Below are 13,970 nucleotides of genomic sequence, written 5' to 3'. Positions count from 1 at the left end.
TCACCCCGATCGGGGTTCAGGCCCGCCCGTTCGGGTGAAGTGCCGCAGATCGTTCAGCGGATGTCAGCGCGTCGCGTTGACATGCCGGCTAAGCCAGTCCACAGTCGCCACCGGGTCGAGCGCGGCCGACCGCAACCATTCGTAAACCTTGGCATATCTGCTGGCCGCAGTCCTGTCGGTGAGGGTCAGATCACTCGCAAGAGCCTCCACGGCGACCGTCGGCAGGTCGCCCGGATCGGCGAAGGTGTAGATCGAGAAACCATGCTGCGGTTGGAAGAACTCGCCCACTTGAGCCTCGCGGGGCAGCACCCGCAAAGTTACGTTCGGTAACGATGCCACCGCGCGAAGGTGGTGGATCTGTCCAGAAAGGACCTCAGCTGGCGCGCTTCGCCCGGCTAGCGCCGCCTCGTCGAGAATCGCCTCGTACGCCGGTGGGTCGGTGGCCCGGGTGAGGATGCTCTGCCGGGCCATCCGCGCGTCCACCTCGGCCTGGGGATCATGACGGTCCTCGTCGTGGTCCCGTTGACTCGGCAACGTCTGGAGGGGGCGCGAGGACATGATGCGCACGCGGGCGTACTCCGGCGTTTGGAGCAGTCCCGGGATGGTGGCGGCGGCGTACTCCCGGATGTCGGTGGCACCGCCCTCCAGCTCGGCATAACCACGCTGCCGGGCGGTCATCACGGCGTACGCCCGGATCCAGCGGGTGTTGCCGGCTTCGCGTGCGATGGCGACCAGCTCGTCGCGGCTCTCTCCGCGTACCTGGTAGAGGTCGAGCAGATCGAGGATGTCGGCCAGGTCCGGCCGGCTCTTGCCGTTCTCCAGCCGGGACAACTTCGACTTCGCGGCCCAGCCGACCTGCTCGACGACCTGATCGCCGGTGAGGCCGGCGGCGATGCGCAGGCGCCGCAACTCCAGGCCGAGGCGTCGCCGGCGCATCACCGGGCTCGGCGTTCGCTGCATCGGGGCGGGACCTCCTCACGTGCGTAGCACTGACCCGTGGCCGTCGCGGGCTTCCCAAGGCCGGTGGCTTCCTGGGACAGCGACGGTCCGGGCACGCACAGTGACCGAGGACAGAGCATAGGCCGAGTCTGCGGTTACCGCTCGGTACGCCGCGCGTACCGGGATGGGCCGGGAACCCGACAGCAGCTGGTGGCGCTACACGCCGAGGCGGTCCTTGACCTGAACGATGCTCGGGTTCGTCATCGTCGTGCCGTCGGCGAACCGCACTGTGGGTACGGTCTGGTTGCCGCCGTTGACGCTCATCACGAACTCGGCGGCGGTGGGGTCCTGCTCGATGTCGACGACGGTGTAGCCGATTCCCTCGCGGTCCAGCTGCGACTTGAGCCGGTGGCAGTAACCGCACCAGGTGGTGGAGTACATCGTCAACATCGACGGGCCTTTCTGCGAGGGATGTCCGCGGGGGTGTCTGACGGACGTAACGTCAGAGCCGCCTGGAATGATTGCACGCTGTGGCAGGTGACTCAGGACGGCATGATCCACTGCGTGGTCTCGATCCGGAGCAGCTGGCGGCGGTGACCGCCCCGGCCGGTCCGGTCTGCATCCTCGCCGGCGCGGGCACCGGCAAGACGCGGGCGATCACCCATCGCATCGCCCATCGGGTGGTCGAGGAGCAGGTTCAGGCCCGCCATGTGCTCGCCGTCACCTTCACCGCCCGGGCCGCCGCCCAGCTGCGCGAACGGCTGGCCGCGCTGGGTGCGACCGGGGTGTCGGCCCGCACCTTCCACGCCGCTGCGCTGCGGCAGTTGCGCTACTTCGCCCCGCGTCTGTTGCGTGGCCGCGAGATGCCCGAGCTCATCGACAGCAAGGCCCGGCTGGTGACGCTGGCGGCCGCCCGCGCCGGGGTTCGAGCCGACCGCACCACCGCCCGCGACCTCGCGGCCGAGATCGAATGGGCGAAGTCCAGTCTGGTGGAGCCGAGCGAGTACGAGGTCGCGGCGGCCAAGGCGCAACGCGAGACGCCCCTGCCCGCCGCCGAGACGGCGAAGGTGTTCACGGCATACGAGCAGGCCAAACGCACTGCCGGGGCGATGGACTTCGAGGACCTGCTGCGCGCGATCGTCTGGGGGATCGAGGAGCACGCCGACGTCGCCGAGCAGATCCGGTCGCAGTACCGCCATTTCGTGGTGGACGAGTATCAGGACGTCAACCCGCTTCAGCAGCGGTTGCTCGACGCCTGGCTCGGTGGCCGCCGTGATCTGACCGTCGTCGGCGACGCGGCTCAGACGATCTACTCGTTCACCGGGGCGACCTCCGGCTACCTCATCGACTTCGCGCGCCAGTTCCGCGACGCGACCGTGGTGCGGCTCGTCCGCGACTACCGGTCCACCCCGCAGGTGGTCGGCCTCGCCAACGCCGTGATCCGCCAGGCCTCGGGGGTCGAGGCCAAACTGCGTCTCGACCTGGTGGGTCAGCGGCCCGACGGTCCCGCGCCGGACGTGCGGCAGTTCGCCGACGAGCCCACCGAGGCGGCCGCGGTCGCGGCCCGCTGTTCGGAACTGATCGCCTCGGGCGTCTCGGCGGCGGAGATCGCGGTGCTCTTCCGGGCCAACGCCCAGTCCGAGGCCTATGAAGAGGCGCTCGCGCTTGCGGGCGTTCCCTATGTCGTACGCGGAGGGGAGCGGTTCTTCGAGCGCGCCGAGGTACGCCAGGCGATGATCGCGTTGCGCTCGGCCTCCCGCGGCGAGCTGGAGGGTTCGGTGCCGGACGCGGTCGCGGCGGTGCTCCGCGGCTTGGGCTGGGAGCCGTCGCAGCCGCCGTCCGGTGGAGCGGCCCGGGAGCGGTGGGAGGCGCTGGCGGCGCTGCACCGGCTCGCCCAGGAGATCGGCTCGCCGACGCTGCTGGAGTTCACCGAGGAACTCGGCCGCCGGGCGGACGCCCAGCACGCCCCGACCGTCGAGGGCGTCACGCTGGCCAGCCTGCATTCTGCCAAGGGCCTCGAATGGGACGCCGTCTTCCTCGTCGGGCTCGTCGAGGGCACCCTGCCCACCGCGTACGCGAAGACGCCGCAGGCGGTGGAGGAGGAGCGCAGGCTGCTCTACGTCGGCGTCACCCGGGCCCGGCATTGGCTGTGGCTCAGCTACGGGCAGTCCCGGTCGCCCGGCGGCCGAGCGCGCAAGCCGTGCCGGTTTCTTCCTCAGCTCGGTGGCTCGGACGCTCCGGCACAGCGCAAGGGCCCGTCGAAGGTCGACCGGCGGCGGGCGATCGCCGTCTCCTGCCGAGTCTGCGGCGCGACGCTGCTCGGCGGCTCCGAACGCAAGCTCGGCCGGTGCCAGACCTGCCCGTCGGATCTCGACGAAGAACTCTTCGAACGACTTCGCGAGTGGCGGTTGCGAGTCGCCACCGAACAGGGTGTCCCGGCGTACGTGGTGTTCACCGACGCGACCCTCACGGCGCTGGCCGAACGCCGTCCCACCAGCACCGATGACCTCTTGAGCATCGCCGGTATCGGACCCCGGAAGATCGAGCTCTATGGTGCCGCGACATTGGCGCTTCTCAACGGAGCGGACGTCGACGATCTTGTCGGCGAAAAAAACTTGGCAACGGAACCGTAAAATCATTTGCGCCTGCTCTAGCAGGCGGAATAACCTTCGGTCACACCAGTTCGAGCGGCGGGACGATTCCTGCCCTTGGAGTAAGACCCGAGCGCGAGTCGGCGAGAGCCGATCGTGAAGAGCAGTAAGGAGGTGAGCCAGGTGGTTCTGACGACGTGGATGACGACGCCGCAGCAGCTGCCGATGCTCGCTTCTGCCTGCGCGCCGAACGGTGGCATCAGTCTGACCACCATCGCCCAGCCGAGCCTGGGTGGCGATCTGTTGATGACCCGCAAGCCGGGTCACGTCATCGGAGGAGTGTCTCCGATGGCAGCGCTGCAGCCGCAAACCGTCCTGAACCCGGAGCAGATCCAGGTGCAGGGCCCGCGCGGCGGCTACGCGAGCAAGCCGGAGTTCAAGTCGACCAAGGTCGATGGACTCCGCGGTGTTCCGCCTCGAGGTAGGCCGGTCTAAAAAACAGACCATCGGCTCACCTTGAGGCCGCGGAACCCGCACACCGGGATCCGCGGCCTTATTTATTTGCCATCACGGCCACCCCCAGGGGGAGAACCCCCCGAGAAGGAAGAAGAGGTGAGTAGGACTATGAGTCTGGCGTTGGCCCCAGCTCTCGACGTCCCCGTCGAGCTGGGTGCGGAGCTGCCTTGCCGGAAGTTCGACCCCGACCTGTGGTTCGCCGACGCTCCGGCCGAGCTGGAGCTGGCCCGAGCCCTCTGCGGCGACTGCCCGCTGCGGGCCGAGTGCCTGGCGGGCGCGCTGGAGCGGGCCGAGCCCTGGGGTGTCTGGGGTGGTGAGATCTTCGACCGCGGTGCGATCGTGGCGCGCAAGCGTCCTCGTGGCCGTCCGCGCAAGGAGGACCTCGCCCGGGACGCCGACCTGCGGGCCGAGACGGTCGCCCGGGTGGCGACGGTCACCGGCCGCGAGTCGGTCCGTCTGGCCGCCTGAACCGGCGTACTGAGCAGCGAAGCACCAACCCAGCCGGGTCTTACCGGCTACATCCGAAGAAACAAGTAAGAGAGAAGAGAAGGAAATGAACCCGAACACCGGAATCGTCGAGATGTATCTAATGGATGAAGCGCTGACGCGGGCGCGAATGCCCGGGCCTCAGGCCGAGGCACCCCGCACCGCGAAGCGCATCGCCATGAAGGCACTGCGTAAGCAGGCCCGCCAGTCGGGCTCCTTCTGATCCGTCGATAGACGACAACACGGCAGCGCCCGGTCCCTCACGAGGGGCCGGGCGCCTTCTTCGTCGTGACTCAGACGGGTTCGGACTCGGCGAACCCGGGTAGGTAGTCGGCGATCACGTCGCGATACGAGGCCTTGGCCTCCAGCTGGCAGAGCACGCCGATGGTTCCCATGGTCACCCGCTGGATCATCAGGTACGCCGGGGGCAGGTTGAGTTGCCGACCCATCGCGTACGCCGGGCTCTTCGGGCTGGCGATCCGGGCCGCCTCGCCCCGCAGCCAGGACCGGGTGAACCGGAATTCCTCGGCCCGCAGGGGTTCCAGCATCGGCTCGATCCACTCGAGGATGGCCGGAGCGTCGATGTCGACGTCAGGCTTGACGAACCCCTCCTGACGCAGCCCGGCCAGTACGCCGTCGGCGTCGCCGTCGAGCGCGAGCCGGGTGAGCCGCCCGATCGGTTCGGGCAGTCCACCGGGGAGGCGGGCCACCGCGCCGAAGTCGATGACGCCGAGCCGACCGTCCGGCATGAGCCGGAAGTTGCCCGGGTGCGGGTCGGCGTGCAGCATGCCCGCCCGTTGCGGCGCGGAGAAGGCGAAGGTCGCCAGAAGTTCGCCTGCCCGGTCCCGGTCGCCCACCGTGCCGGAGTTGATGACCGCCGACAGGGGAGTGCCCTCGATCCACTCGGTGACCAGCACCCGGGGTGCGCTCATCAGCACTCGCGGGATGTGGAACTCCTCGTCGTCGGCGTACGCCTCGGCGAAGATGGTCTGCGAGGCGGCTTCGAGGTCGTAATCGAGCTCCTCGACTACGCGTGCCTTCAACTCGGTGACCAGCGGCTTCACGTCGAGGCCGGGCTGGATCACGCCGAAGAGGGCGGAGAACCGGGCCAACTGCGCGAGGTCGGCGATCAGGGCGTCGCCCGCGCCGGGGTACTGCACCTTCACCGCGACCGGCAGCCCGGTGCGCTTGCGTGGCACCTTCCACTCGGCTCGGTGGACCTGGCCGATGCTCGCCGCGGCGGCCGGATGGTCGTCGAACTCCTTGAACAGCCCGCGCCATTCGGGGCCGAGCTGGTCGGCGAGAACTTTGTGGACACTGGCGGCCGGCAGCGGCGGAGCCGCCTCCTGCAGCTTGGTCAGGGCCTGCCGATACGGGCCGGCCAACTCCTCCGGCAGGGCGGCCTCGAAGACGCTCAGCGCCTGCCCGAGCTTCATCGCACCGCCCTTGAGCTGCCCCAGTACGCTGAACAGCTGCTCGGCGGTCCGTTCCTGGATCCCGGCCGCCACGACGTCGGCCGCCATCCCGGTGACCCGCTTGCCGAATCCGAGAACGGTACGCCCCGCGAAGCCGAGAGGCAGGGACGCGAGCTTGGCGGTGCGGGCGACGGCTCGGCGTGGAATGTCGGTCACCGGGCCATTCTCCCCTATCCGATCGTTCGTCATCGGTTCGACATCCTCACGGCGGACATGCACAGGCGGGATGCCGCTCCCATCGCCGTCGGCGGATCTCGTCGGCGCCGGAGATCTCCACACTAGCCCCGATCAGCGCGGATGGCCCCCCGTCGAGGATGGTGAGTGCCTCGGCGATCGTGCGGGCGCCTGCGGCGAGCACCGTTACGGCCGAGCACGGTGGCTCGACATCGATCGAAGTTGGTAACTGTGACTCGACCTGCTGCCAGCGGGGGTCGCGGTCGACCCGATGCAGTCCCAGGCATCGCAGGCAGGGGCCGTGAGCTGCGACGACCATCGGGCCGACGGTCACTGCGGCCTCGCGTACCGTCACGAGGAGGAGCGGTAGGGAACGGGCCACCGGCAGCCGCCCGCCGGAGATCTCCACCCGCAGGGCCACCCCGCCGACGCGTACGCGGGGGCCACCGGCGCGATCGGGAAGCAGCGACTGCGGCTCGGTCGCCTGAGCCACTCGCCGCACACCCGCCTCGCGCAGTCCGCCGGCCACCGTCTGGGCCAGCCGCCCGCCGCCGCCGATCACGACGCGGGATCTCGCCCGTCGCCGGAGCACCTCGGCCGGCGTCCGCGCCGGCTGCTCCAACGCCAGCGCGCCCGCCTCCGCGCTCAGCCGCTCCCGGTCCGCACTCGGCAGACCAGCCGGGAGCAAGGCGTCCGCGGTGATCACCAGGCCGCGCTCCATGAGATCGTTCAGGAGGGTACGCGTGGCGTCCTCGTCCATGCCGAAGACGGCCGCCTGATCGAGCAGCATTCGCTCGGTACGCGAGCCGTCGAGGAGGTCGAGCAGCCGACCGGCCGACGGATGCGCCAATTCGAGGACGACCGCCCGGCGTTCATCCAGTCCGAGCTGCACCCGGCGACGGTCCCGCCACAGCGGGCGTACGCCCGGAATCAGGAGCGGCCGAGGCTGGCGGCGATGGCTCACGCCGAGAATCCTGACGCGTACGCCGTCCCCGCCACCCGCTGATCCACAGGTTATGCACAACCCACGTCGGGTTATCCACAGAAATCAGCGGGTTATCCACAGGGCTCGGGCCTCGGCTGTCGAAGAAGTGACAGCCGAGGCCCGGAAAGTCAGATGCTGTCAGGCCTTGCCCAGAATGCGGTTCACCGTGGTCCCGCAGACGGGGCAGGGGCCCTTCGCCATCCTCATTCCGGTCTTCGAGACAGTAACGGTGCCCTTGAAGTCGCGCTTCTCCTTGCACTTCACGCAGTACCCGTTGTACATCTCTTCAGCCACGATGTCCTCCTGTTGACCCTTTCGCCCGCCCATATGCGACAGGCTCGCCCGGAAGTGTGCCTTCCCCACGTCTTCGGATATGTCAGGTACGCCGGGACACGCCGGGCGGGCCCGAGATGATCTTCGGCGCTTTTGTCCTTTACCCGAGTTTTGCGAAGAAAAAAGGCGTGGGACAGGTCTTGCGCACCCCTGCACTCCGCCCGCTACCGTCCAACGCATGAACCGGCTGAACGTCACCGCCGGCGTGAGCTGAACCTGCCATCGATGGCGGACCAGCGGACGCCCGTCGTTGAGGTGCGGCGCAGTGAGCGCCGACGCCGGACGGTTGCCGCCTACCGCGAGGGTGAGACGGTCGTCGTTCTCATCCCGAGCCAGTTCTCCCGGGCCGAGGAGACCGCCTGGGTCGACAAGATGCTGGCCAGGCTGGAAGCCAAGGACAAAAAGGGCGCTCGGTCCGACGATGCCTTGATGGCCCGGGCGCACCAGCTCGTCGCCCGATACTTCGCCGACTACGACGCGGCTGCTTTGCCGCTCGGCGTACGGTGGGTCTCCAATCAGCGGGGCCGATGGGGCTCCTGCTCGCCCGACGACCGGACGATCCGGCTCTCCGACCGGCTCCGGGACATGCCGATCTGGGTCAGCGACTACGTGCTCATCCATGAGCTGGCGCACCTGATCGAGCCGAACCACAGCGCCGCGTTCTGGCGGCTGGTCGCCCGTTACCCGAAGACGGAACGAGCCCGGGGCTTCCTCGAGGGCGTCGCCGCCGTCGCCGGAAACGCATACATCGAAGACTGACGCCGCCCACCCCATTGATCATCGGCGCCGCACCGCCCCATGATCGTCGGCTTCCGACATTCAAGGGCGTTTAAGTGCGTTGATCGTCGGCTTCCGACGATCATGGCCGTCGCACCGCGCTGATCGTCGGCCGCCGACGATCAGCGCGGCCGGGTGGTCACTTCTCGTCGTCAGGCTTCTCGTCCGGCTCGCCCGACACGTCGGGCTTCCGGTCCGGCTCATCCTCGGTGGCCGAGCCCGCCGAGCCCGCCGAGCCCGCCGAGTCCACCGAGTCCGGCGACGTGGACGAGGCAGAGGACGAGGACGAGGGGGACGAGGGGGCCGGTGGGGTCTCGCCGTCCATGAGCTTGCGCAGGTCGGCCTCGAAGTCGCCGAGGTCGGCCAGCGAGAGCTGGCCCTGGGCGTACCCCTCGGGGTCGGCGAAGTCGTCGTCGGTGGGCAACAGGTCCGGGTGACCCCAGAGGGCGTCGCGCCCGGCGATGCCACGGTGCTCGTTCAGCGCGGCCCAGAGCCGGGTGGCCTCCCGCAGCCGTCGCGGCCGCAGCTCCAGCCCGACCAGGGCGGCGAAGGTCTGCTCCGCCGGTCCGCCGGCCGCCCGGCGGCGACGGAACGCCTCACCGAGCTTGGCCGCGTTCGGCAGGCGGCCCTCGGCCGCGGTGTCCACGACGTGACTGACCCAGCCCTCGATCAACGCCAGGACGGTTTCGAGCCGCCGTAGCGCCGCCTGCTGCGCCGGGCTGTCCTCCGGCGTGAAGACGCCCGCCATCTGCAGTTCCTGCATCGAGCTCGGGTCGCTCGGGTCGATGCGGCCCATCGCCTCCTCGATCGCGTCCCGGTCGACGCGGATGCCGCCCGCGTACGCCTCGACGGCGGCGAAGACGTGGCCGCGCAGCCACGGGACGTGGCTGAACAGGCGCTGGTGAGCCGCCTCTCGCAGGGCGGCGTAGAGGCGTACCTCGGACGGGTCGATCTCCAGCCCCTCCCCGTACGCCTGGACGTTGGCGGGAACGAGCGCGCCGGTCCCGGCCGGTCCCAACGGGAGGCCGATGTCTCCCGCGGAGAGCACCTCGGCGGCCAGCGACGCCAGAGCCTGCCCGAGCTGGCCGCCGAAGACGGCGCTGCCCAGGGCGGTCAGCATTCCTTGCATCATGCCGAGCTGCGCCCGCGCTTCCTCCGGGACGAGGTCGCTCATCGCCCCGACCATGCGGGACGCGACGGGGTCGCAGAGTTTGCGCCAGGCGTCGAGGGTGTGGAAGAGCCATTCGTTGCGGTTCCACGCAGCGGTGTTGGTGAGGCCGGTCGGCCACGCCGTCAGCGGTTCCAGCCACAGATCGGCCAGGCGCAACGCCTCGGTGACCGCCGCGCGGTCGGCCGGGGAGACGCCGGGGTCGCCCGCCGAATTGAGCTGGCTGGTCGCCACCTGCCGGGCCAGGTCCCAGTTGACCGGGCCGTCGGTGGCGGCGCTCTGCGCGAGCATGTGCTGCAATCCGGCGAGGAACTGCTGCATCTGCTGCGGATCGTTCGGGTCGGGCTGCCCGCCCGGCAGGCTGAAGCCGAAAGGAGTGTCAGGCACGTACTCCACGGTACGCGAAGTTGAGTCGTACTGACTCAGGGAGGCCCCCGATCCTGGCTGTACATTCCCTGTGTTCTGCTGACGGCGTACAAGATGATCGTGCGCGGACTGATGGGGCACGCGGACCGCGCCCGACAAACGCTGATCTAGTGTTGTCGCCATGAGACGTCGCGGGTGGACCGTTGTCGCGGGGGCCGTGCTGGCCGCGCTGCTGGTGTTCCTGATCGGCCAGGCGCCGGTCAAGTACGTGATCCTCGGACCGGGACCGACCTTCGACACGCTCGGCAGCTACGACAAGAAGCAGGTGATTCAGGTCACCGGGACGTCGACCAGCACCAGCAAGGGTCAGCTGCGGATGGTGACGGTCAACGTCACCGACGACATCGACCTGCTTTCGGCGATCAAGGCCTGGTTCGACCCGCAGGAGAAGGTCGTCCCGCGCGAGCTGGTCTACCCGCCCGACCAGAGCAACGAGCAGGTCGAGCAGGAGAACAAGGAGGCCTTCCAGGAGTCGCAGTCCAGCGCGGAGACCGCGGCACTGCGCGAGCTCGGCTATCCGGTCCAGGTCACGGTCAAGGAGGTCGTCGCGGACGGCGCGTCGGCCGGCAAACTGGCCGCGGGTGACGTGATCACGACCGTGGACGGCCAGCAGGTCACCTCCACTCAAAAGCTTCAAGAACTGGTACGCGCGAAGCCGGTCGGCACCGAACTGACCGTCGTCCGCAAGCGCGGCGACGCGACCGAGACGGTGAAGATCACGACGAAGGCCGGTGAGGACGGCACCCCGCGCATCGGCGTCTCCGCCGAGAACAAGCAGCCGCATCCGTTCGACATCACCTACCACCTCGAGAACGTCGGCGGACCGAGCGCCGGGCTGATGTTCGCGCTGGGCACCATCGACACCCTCAACACCGAGGACCTGACCGGCGGCAAGGTCATCGCCGGCACCGGGACCATCGACGACGAGGGCACCGTGGGCGTGATCGGCGGCATCGCGCAGAAGCTGGTCGGAGCGAAGGACGATGGTGCGACGTTCTTCCTGACTCCGGCCGGCAACTGCGACGAGGCTGAGGCGAACGCGGTCGACGGGCTGAAGCTGGTCAAGGTGAAGACGCTGGACGGTGCGTTGCAGGCGCTGTCCGACATCCGGGCGGGGAATCCGACGCCGAGCTGCTGAGTGGCGTGCGTACGCGGCCTGGATGCCTAAGCTGACGGGGTGACTCTGGCTGAGCATCCCCCGCTGGGCCGTCGCGGACGCACGGCGCTGATCGTGCTCACCGGCTCGCTCGCCTTCCTGCTCGTCCTCGGCTGGGTGGTCGCCCTGTGGACCGACTGGCTGTGGTTCGACGAGGTCGGCTTCCGTGCGGTGTTCACGAAGGAATTGGGTACGCGCGTCGGCCTGTTCATCGTCATGTCCCTCACGGCCGGCCTGTTCCTCGTCGCCAATCTGGGGTTGGCCGTGCGACTGCGGCCGTTCCTGCCCCCGGGAGCGGGCGGTACGCCCGGCGAAGAGACCCTCGACCGGATGCGGTTCGCCCTGACCGGACGGCTCGGGCGCTGGCTGGTCCTGCCGGCCGCCGTCGTGGCACTGATGTTCGGCCTCGCAGCGCAGGGGCAGTGGCAGACCTGGCTGCTGTTTCGCAACTCGCAACCGTTCGGGCAGACCGATCCGCTGTTCCATCGCGACATCGGGTACTACGTCTTCGAATTGCCGTTCTGGCAGTTCCTGGTCGGCATCGGGTTCACCCTGATCACCCTGGCTCTCCTGGGTTCCACCGGCATGCACGTCATCTACGGCGGCGTACGCCTCCAGGGGCGGGGGGATCGCATCACGCCGGGCGCCCGTGCGCATCTGACCGCGCTGATCGCGGCGTACGTCGGGTTGAAGGCGATCGCGTACGAGCTGGACAAGAGCGCCTTGGTGCTGGATCGCAACTCGACCTACGACTTCAACGGCGCCGGCTACACCGACGTCCACGCCGTCGTCTCGGCCAAGGAGATCCTGTCTTACCTCGCCATCGTCGTCGCGGTCGCGATCCTGGTGGTCTCCAACGCCGTGCTGCGCAACCTCGTCTGGCCCGGCGTCGCCCTCAGCCTGCTGCTTCTGTCGGCGATCGCCATCGGCGGCGTACTGCCGTGGTGGGTGCAGACCTTCAAAGTCGATCAGACACCGACGCTGGAACAGCCCTATGTGCAGGACGCGATGAAGGCGACGCTTTCGGCGTACGGGATGCAGAACATGACGGTGGAGCGCTATCAGTCGAGCAACACCGAAGCGCCCGTCTCCCTGCTCACCGACGAGACTTTGTTGCGCAACGTCCGGCTGCTCGACCCGGCGATCGTCAGCGAGTCCTTCACCCAGCTCCAGCAGGTCCGGCCTTGGTACGACTTCGGCGACAAGCTGGACGTCGACCGGTACACGATCGACGGCCGGACCAGCGACTACGTCATCGGCCTGCGGGGCATCGACTACTCGAAGCTCACCGGGCCGCAGGCCAACTGGCAGAACAAGCACATGGTCTACACGCACGGATATGGCCTGGTCGCCGCGCCCGCGGACCGGGTGGGCTGCGGCGGCGGGCCGTACTTCGTCTCGGGTTTCCTCGGCAGCTCCACCGCCGGATCGGACTGCTCGGCCGCGGTCGACCAGCTCGACATCGAACAACCCCGGATCTACTACGGCGAAGGGTTCGACGAGTACGCCGTCGTCGGCGGCTCGGACCAGCCCGTCGAGTACGACCGCCCGTCCGACCAAGCGGCGTACTACACGTATACGGGGTCGGGCGGCGTACGCCTCGACAGCACGTGGCGGAAGGCGCTGTACTCGCTGGACTACATGGAGACCCGGTTCCTGCTGAACGACCAGGTCACCGACGACTCCAAAGTCCTCTACGTACGCGATCCCCGGGACCGGGTGCAGAAGGTCGCACCGTTCCTGACGCTGGACGGTGATCCTTATCCGGCTGTGGTGGACGGGCGCATCCTGTGGATCGTCGACGGTTACACGACTTCCGCGCACTACCCGTACGCCCAGCGCGTCAACCTGCGGGACGCGACCAACGACGCGCTGACCGGCACCGGGACGACGGCCCAGGCCGGGCAGGAGATCACCTACCTGCGCAACTCCGTCAAAGCGACGGTCGACGCCTACGACGGGACCGTCACCCTTTACGAGTTCGACCCCGACGACCCCGTCCTGAAGGCCTGGAACAAGGCGTTCGGCGGCATCATCACGCCGAATCGGTCCATCCCGACCGCCCTGGCCGCCCACTTCCGGTATCCCCAGGACATGTTCAAGGTCCAACGGGATCTGCTCACCCGCTATCACGTCGCCGATGCCACCAGCTTCGCCGCCTCCAGCGACCAGTGGAAGGTTCCGAGCGACCCGGCGCAGCCCGACAAGACCGCCAAGCAGCCGCCGTACTACCTGTCCACCGCCGACCCCGCCCAGTTTCAGCTGGTCTCGGCGCTGACTCCGGCCGGCAACCGGCACAACCTGGCGGCGCTCGTCTCGGGCACCTACGTCAACGGGAAACCCCAGCTCCGGGTGCGGGAACTGCCCAAGGACACCCAGACCGCCGGGCCGAACCAGGCCGCCCAGCTCATGGAGGGGCAGGAGGCGGTGCGTACGGACATCAACATCTGGGGCAAGAACGTCCAGCGCGGCAACCTGCTGTCCCTGCCGTACGCCGACGGCATGCTCTACATCCAGCCGCTCTATGTGAACAACACCACTGATCCGAAGTACCCGCAGCTCCGCAAGATCCTGGCGCTTTACGGGACCAGGATCGGGTACGCCGACACGCTGGAAGGGGCGCTCGCCCAGCTGGCCGGAGCCGCAGCGCCACCGGGCTCACCGTCGTCCGTCCAGGCGGCCGTCGCCAAGATCCAGAAGGCGCTCGCAGATTGGAAGGCCGCCCAGCGTACGGGGGACTTCGCCGCTCAGGGCCAGGCGCTGGCCGACCTGGAAGCCGCCATCCGCGAGTTCTCCGCCGCCACCTCCTCGTCCGTCACTCCGCCGGTCGTCTCCCCACCGACTGGCGCTCCGTCGCCGTCGGCGACCGCTCCGCCGCCCTCCGGCTGACACGTCGGCGAGTATGGATTTGGCAGCCCGTTCGCCCTGGGGTAATCTTTAGAAG

13 protein-coding genes are annotated in these 13,970 nt (G+C 68.8%); 7 read left to right on the top strand and 6 right to left on the bottom strand.

All coding sequences use genetic code 11. From position 1 onward, the window contains the following. Window positions 1-63: 63 nt before the first annotated feature. Both HOV77_RS23410 and HOV77_RS23405 read right to left on the bottom strand, forming a co-directional pair. A complete protein-coding gene (locus HOV77_RS23410; RefSeq protein ID WP_290865059.1) occupies window positions 64-960 on the bottom strand; it encodes a DUF5753 domain-containing protein in 897 nt (298 codons plus the stop codon). Between the two features lie 195 nt (window positions 961-1,155). Then, window positions 1,156-1,389, bottom strand: a complete 234-nt coding sequence (locus tag HOV77_RS23405; protein WP_290865057.1) for a mycoredoxin — start codon at window positions 1,387-1,389, stop codon at window positions 1,156-1,158. Window positions 1,390-1,469: 80 nt separating this feature from the next. On the opposite strand from HOV77_RS23405, the gene HOV77_RS23400 reads away from it, so the two are divergent. The 4 genes from HOV77_RS23400 to HOV77_RS23385 all read left to right on the top strand — a co-directional run bounded on the left by HOV77_RS23400 (window position 1,470) and on the right by HOV77_RS23385 (window position 4,755). Then, window positions 1,470-3,572 carry an ATP-dependent DNA helicase UvrD2 gene (locus HOV77_RS23400; protein ID WP_290865055.1) on the top strand — a complete coding sequence of 701 codons (2,103 nt, stop codon included), beginning with the start codon at window positions 1,470-1,472 and terminating at the stop codon, window positions 3,570-3,572. A 114-nt stretch (window positions 3,573-3,686) separates the two neighbouring features. Further along, entirely contained in the window at window positions 3,687-4,025 is a 339-nt protein-coding gene (locus tag HOV77_RS23395; protein WP_290865053.1) for a hypothetical protein, read from the top strand. A gap of 129 nt (window positions 4,026-4,154) precedes the next feature. After that, window positions 4,155-4,514, top strand: a complete 360-nt coding sequence (locus tag HOV77_RS23390; RefSeq protein ID WP_253763687.1) for a WhiB family transcriptional regulator — start codon at window positions 4,155-4,157, stop codon at window positions 4,512-4,514. Window positions 4,515-4,599: 85 nt separating this feature from the next. Next, on the top strand, window positions 4,600-4,755 hold the full coding sequence (locus HOV77_RS23385) for a hypothetical protein (RefSeq protein ID WP_290865051.1): 156 nt from the start codon (window positions 4,600-4,602) through the stop codon (window positions 4,753-4,755). Window positions 4,756-4,825: 70 nt separating this feature from the next. Here the strand turns inward: HOV77_RS23385 and HOV77_RS23380 are convergent, their stop codons facing one another. The 3 genes from HOV77_RS23380 to HOV77_RS23370 all read right to left on the bottom strand — a co-directional run bounded on the left by HOV77_RS23380 (window position 4,826) and on the right by HOV77_RS23370 (window position 7,460). Continuing rightward, window positions 4,826-6,163 (bottom strand): AarF/ABC1/UbiB kinase family protein, encoded by a 1,338-nt coding sequence (locus HOV77_RS23380; RefSeq protein WP_290865049.1) that lies wholly within the window; start codon window positions 6,161-6,163, stop codon window positions 4,826-4,828. 46 nt (window positions 6,164-6,209) lie between these two features. After that, window positions 6,210-7,145, bottom strand: a complete 936-nt coding sequence (locus HOV77_RS23375; protein ID WP_290865047.1) for a hypothetical protein — start codon at window positions 7,143-7,145, stop codon at window positions 6,210-6,212. Window positions 7,146-7,304: 159 nt separating this feature from the next. Further along, window positions 7,305-7,460, bottom strand: a complete 156-nt coding sequence (locus HOV77_RS23370; protein ID WP_290865045.1) for a DUF5679 domain-containing protein — start codon at window positions 7,458-7,460, stop codon at window positions 7,305-7,307. Between the two features lie 264 nt (window positions 7,461-7,724). On the opposite strand from HOV77_RS23370, the gene HOV77_RS23365 reads away from it, so the two are divergent. Then, window positions 7,725-8,258, top strand: a complete 534-nt coding sequence (locus tag HOV77_RS23365; RefSeq protein ID WP_290865043.1) for a M48 family metallopeptidase — start codon at window positions 7,725-7,727, stop codon at window positions 8,256-8,258. 157 nt (window positions 8,259-8,415) lie between these two features. Here the strand turns inward: HOV77_RS23365 and HOV77_RS23360 are convergent, their stop codons facing one another. Next, window positions 8,416-9,831 (bottom strand): zinc-dependent metalloprotease, encoded by a 1,416-nt coding sequence (locus HOV77_RS23360; protein WP_290865041.1) that lies wholly within the window; start codon window positions 9,829-9,831, stop codon window positions 8,416-8,418. A gap of 160 nt (window positions 9,832-9,991) precedes the next feature. Here HOV77_RS23360 and HOV77_RS23355 point away from each other — a divergent pair, with 160 nt between their 5' ends. After that, window positions 9,992-11,008: a PDZ domain-containing protein gene (locus HOV77_RS23355; RefSeq protein WP_290865039.1), complete on the top strand. Its 1,017-nt coding sequence runs from the start codon at window positions 9,992-9,994 to the stop codon at window positions 11,006-11,008. Between the two features lie 39 nt (window positions 11,009-11,047). Next, window positions 11,048-13,915, top strand: coding sequence for a UPF0182 family protein (locus tag HOV77_RS23350; RefSeq protein WP_290865037.1), 2,868 nt, complete (start codon window positions 11,048-11,050; stop codon window positions 13,913-13,915). Window positions 13,916-13,970: the final 55 nt, after the last annotated feature.

Origin of the sequence: Hamadaea sp. (genome assembly GCF_013362815.1) — a bacterium.
GTDB lineage: Bacteria > Actinomycetota > Actinomycetes > Mycobacteriales > Micromonosporaceae > Hamadaea.
Note: the sequence above shows the minus strand (reverse complement) of the source record. Positions and strands in the feature narration are given on the sequence as shown.

Bases quoted from the DNA above. Each gene is read 5' to 3' on its own strand.
- HOV77_RS23410 (WP_290865059.1), bottom strand. From the start codon at position 960: ATGCAGCGAACGCCGAGCCCGGTGATGCGCCGGCGACGCCTCGGCCTG.
- HOV77_RS23405 (WP_290865057.1), bottom strand. From the start codon at position 1,389: ATGTTGACGATGTACTCCACCACCTGGTGCGGTTACTGCCACCGGCTC.
- HOV77_RS23390 (WP_253763687.1), top strand. From the start codon at position 4,155: ATGAGTCTGGCGTTGGCCCCAGCTCTCGACGTCCCCGTCGAGCTGGGT.
- HOV77_RS23385 (WP_290865051.1), top strand. From the start codon at position 4,600: ATGAACCCGAACACCGGAATCGTCGAGATGTATCTAATGGATGAAGCG.
- HOV77_RS23365 (WP_290865043.1), top strand. From the start codon at position 7,725: ATGGCGGACCAGCGGACGCCCGTCGTTGAGGTGCGGCGCAGTGAGCGC.
- HOV77_RS23355 (WP_290865039.1), top strand. From the start codon at position 9,992: ATGAGACGTCGCGGGTGGACCGTTGTCGCGGGGGCCGTGCTGGCCGCG.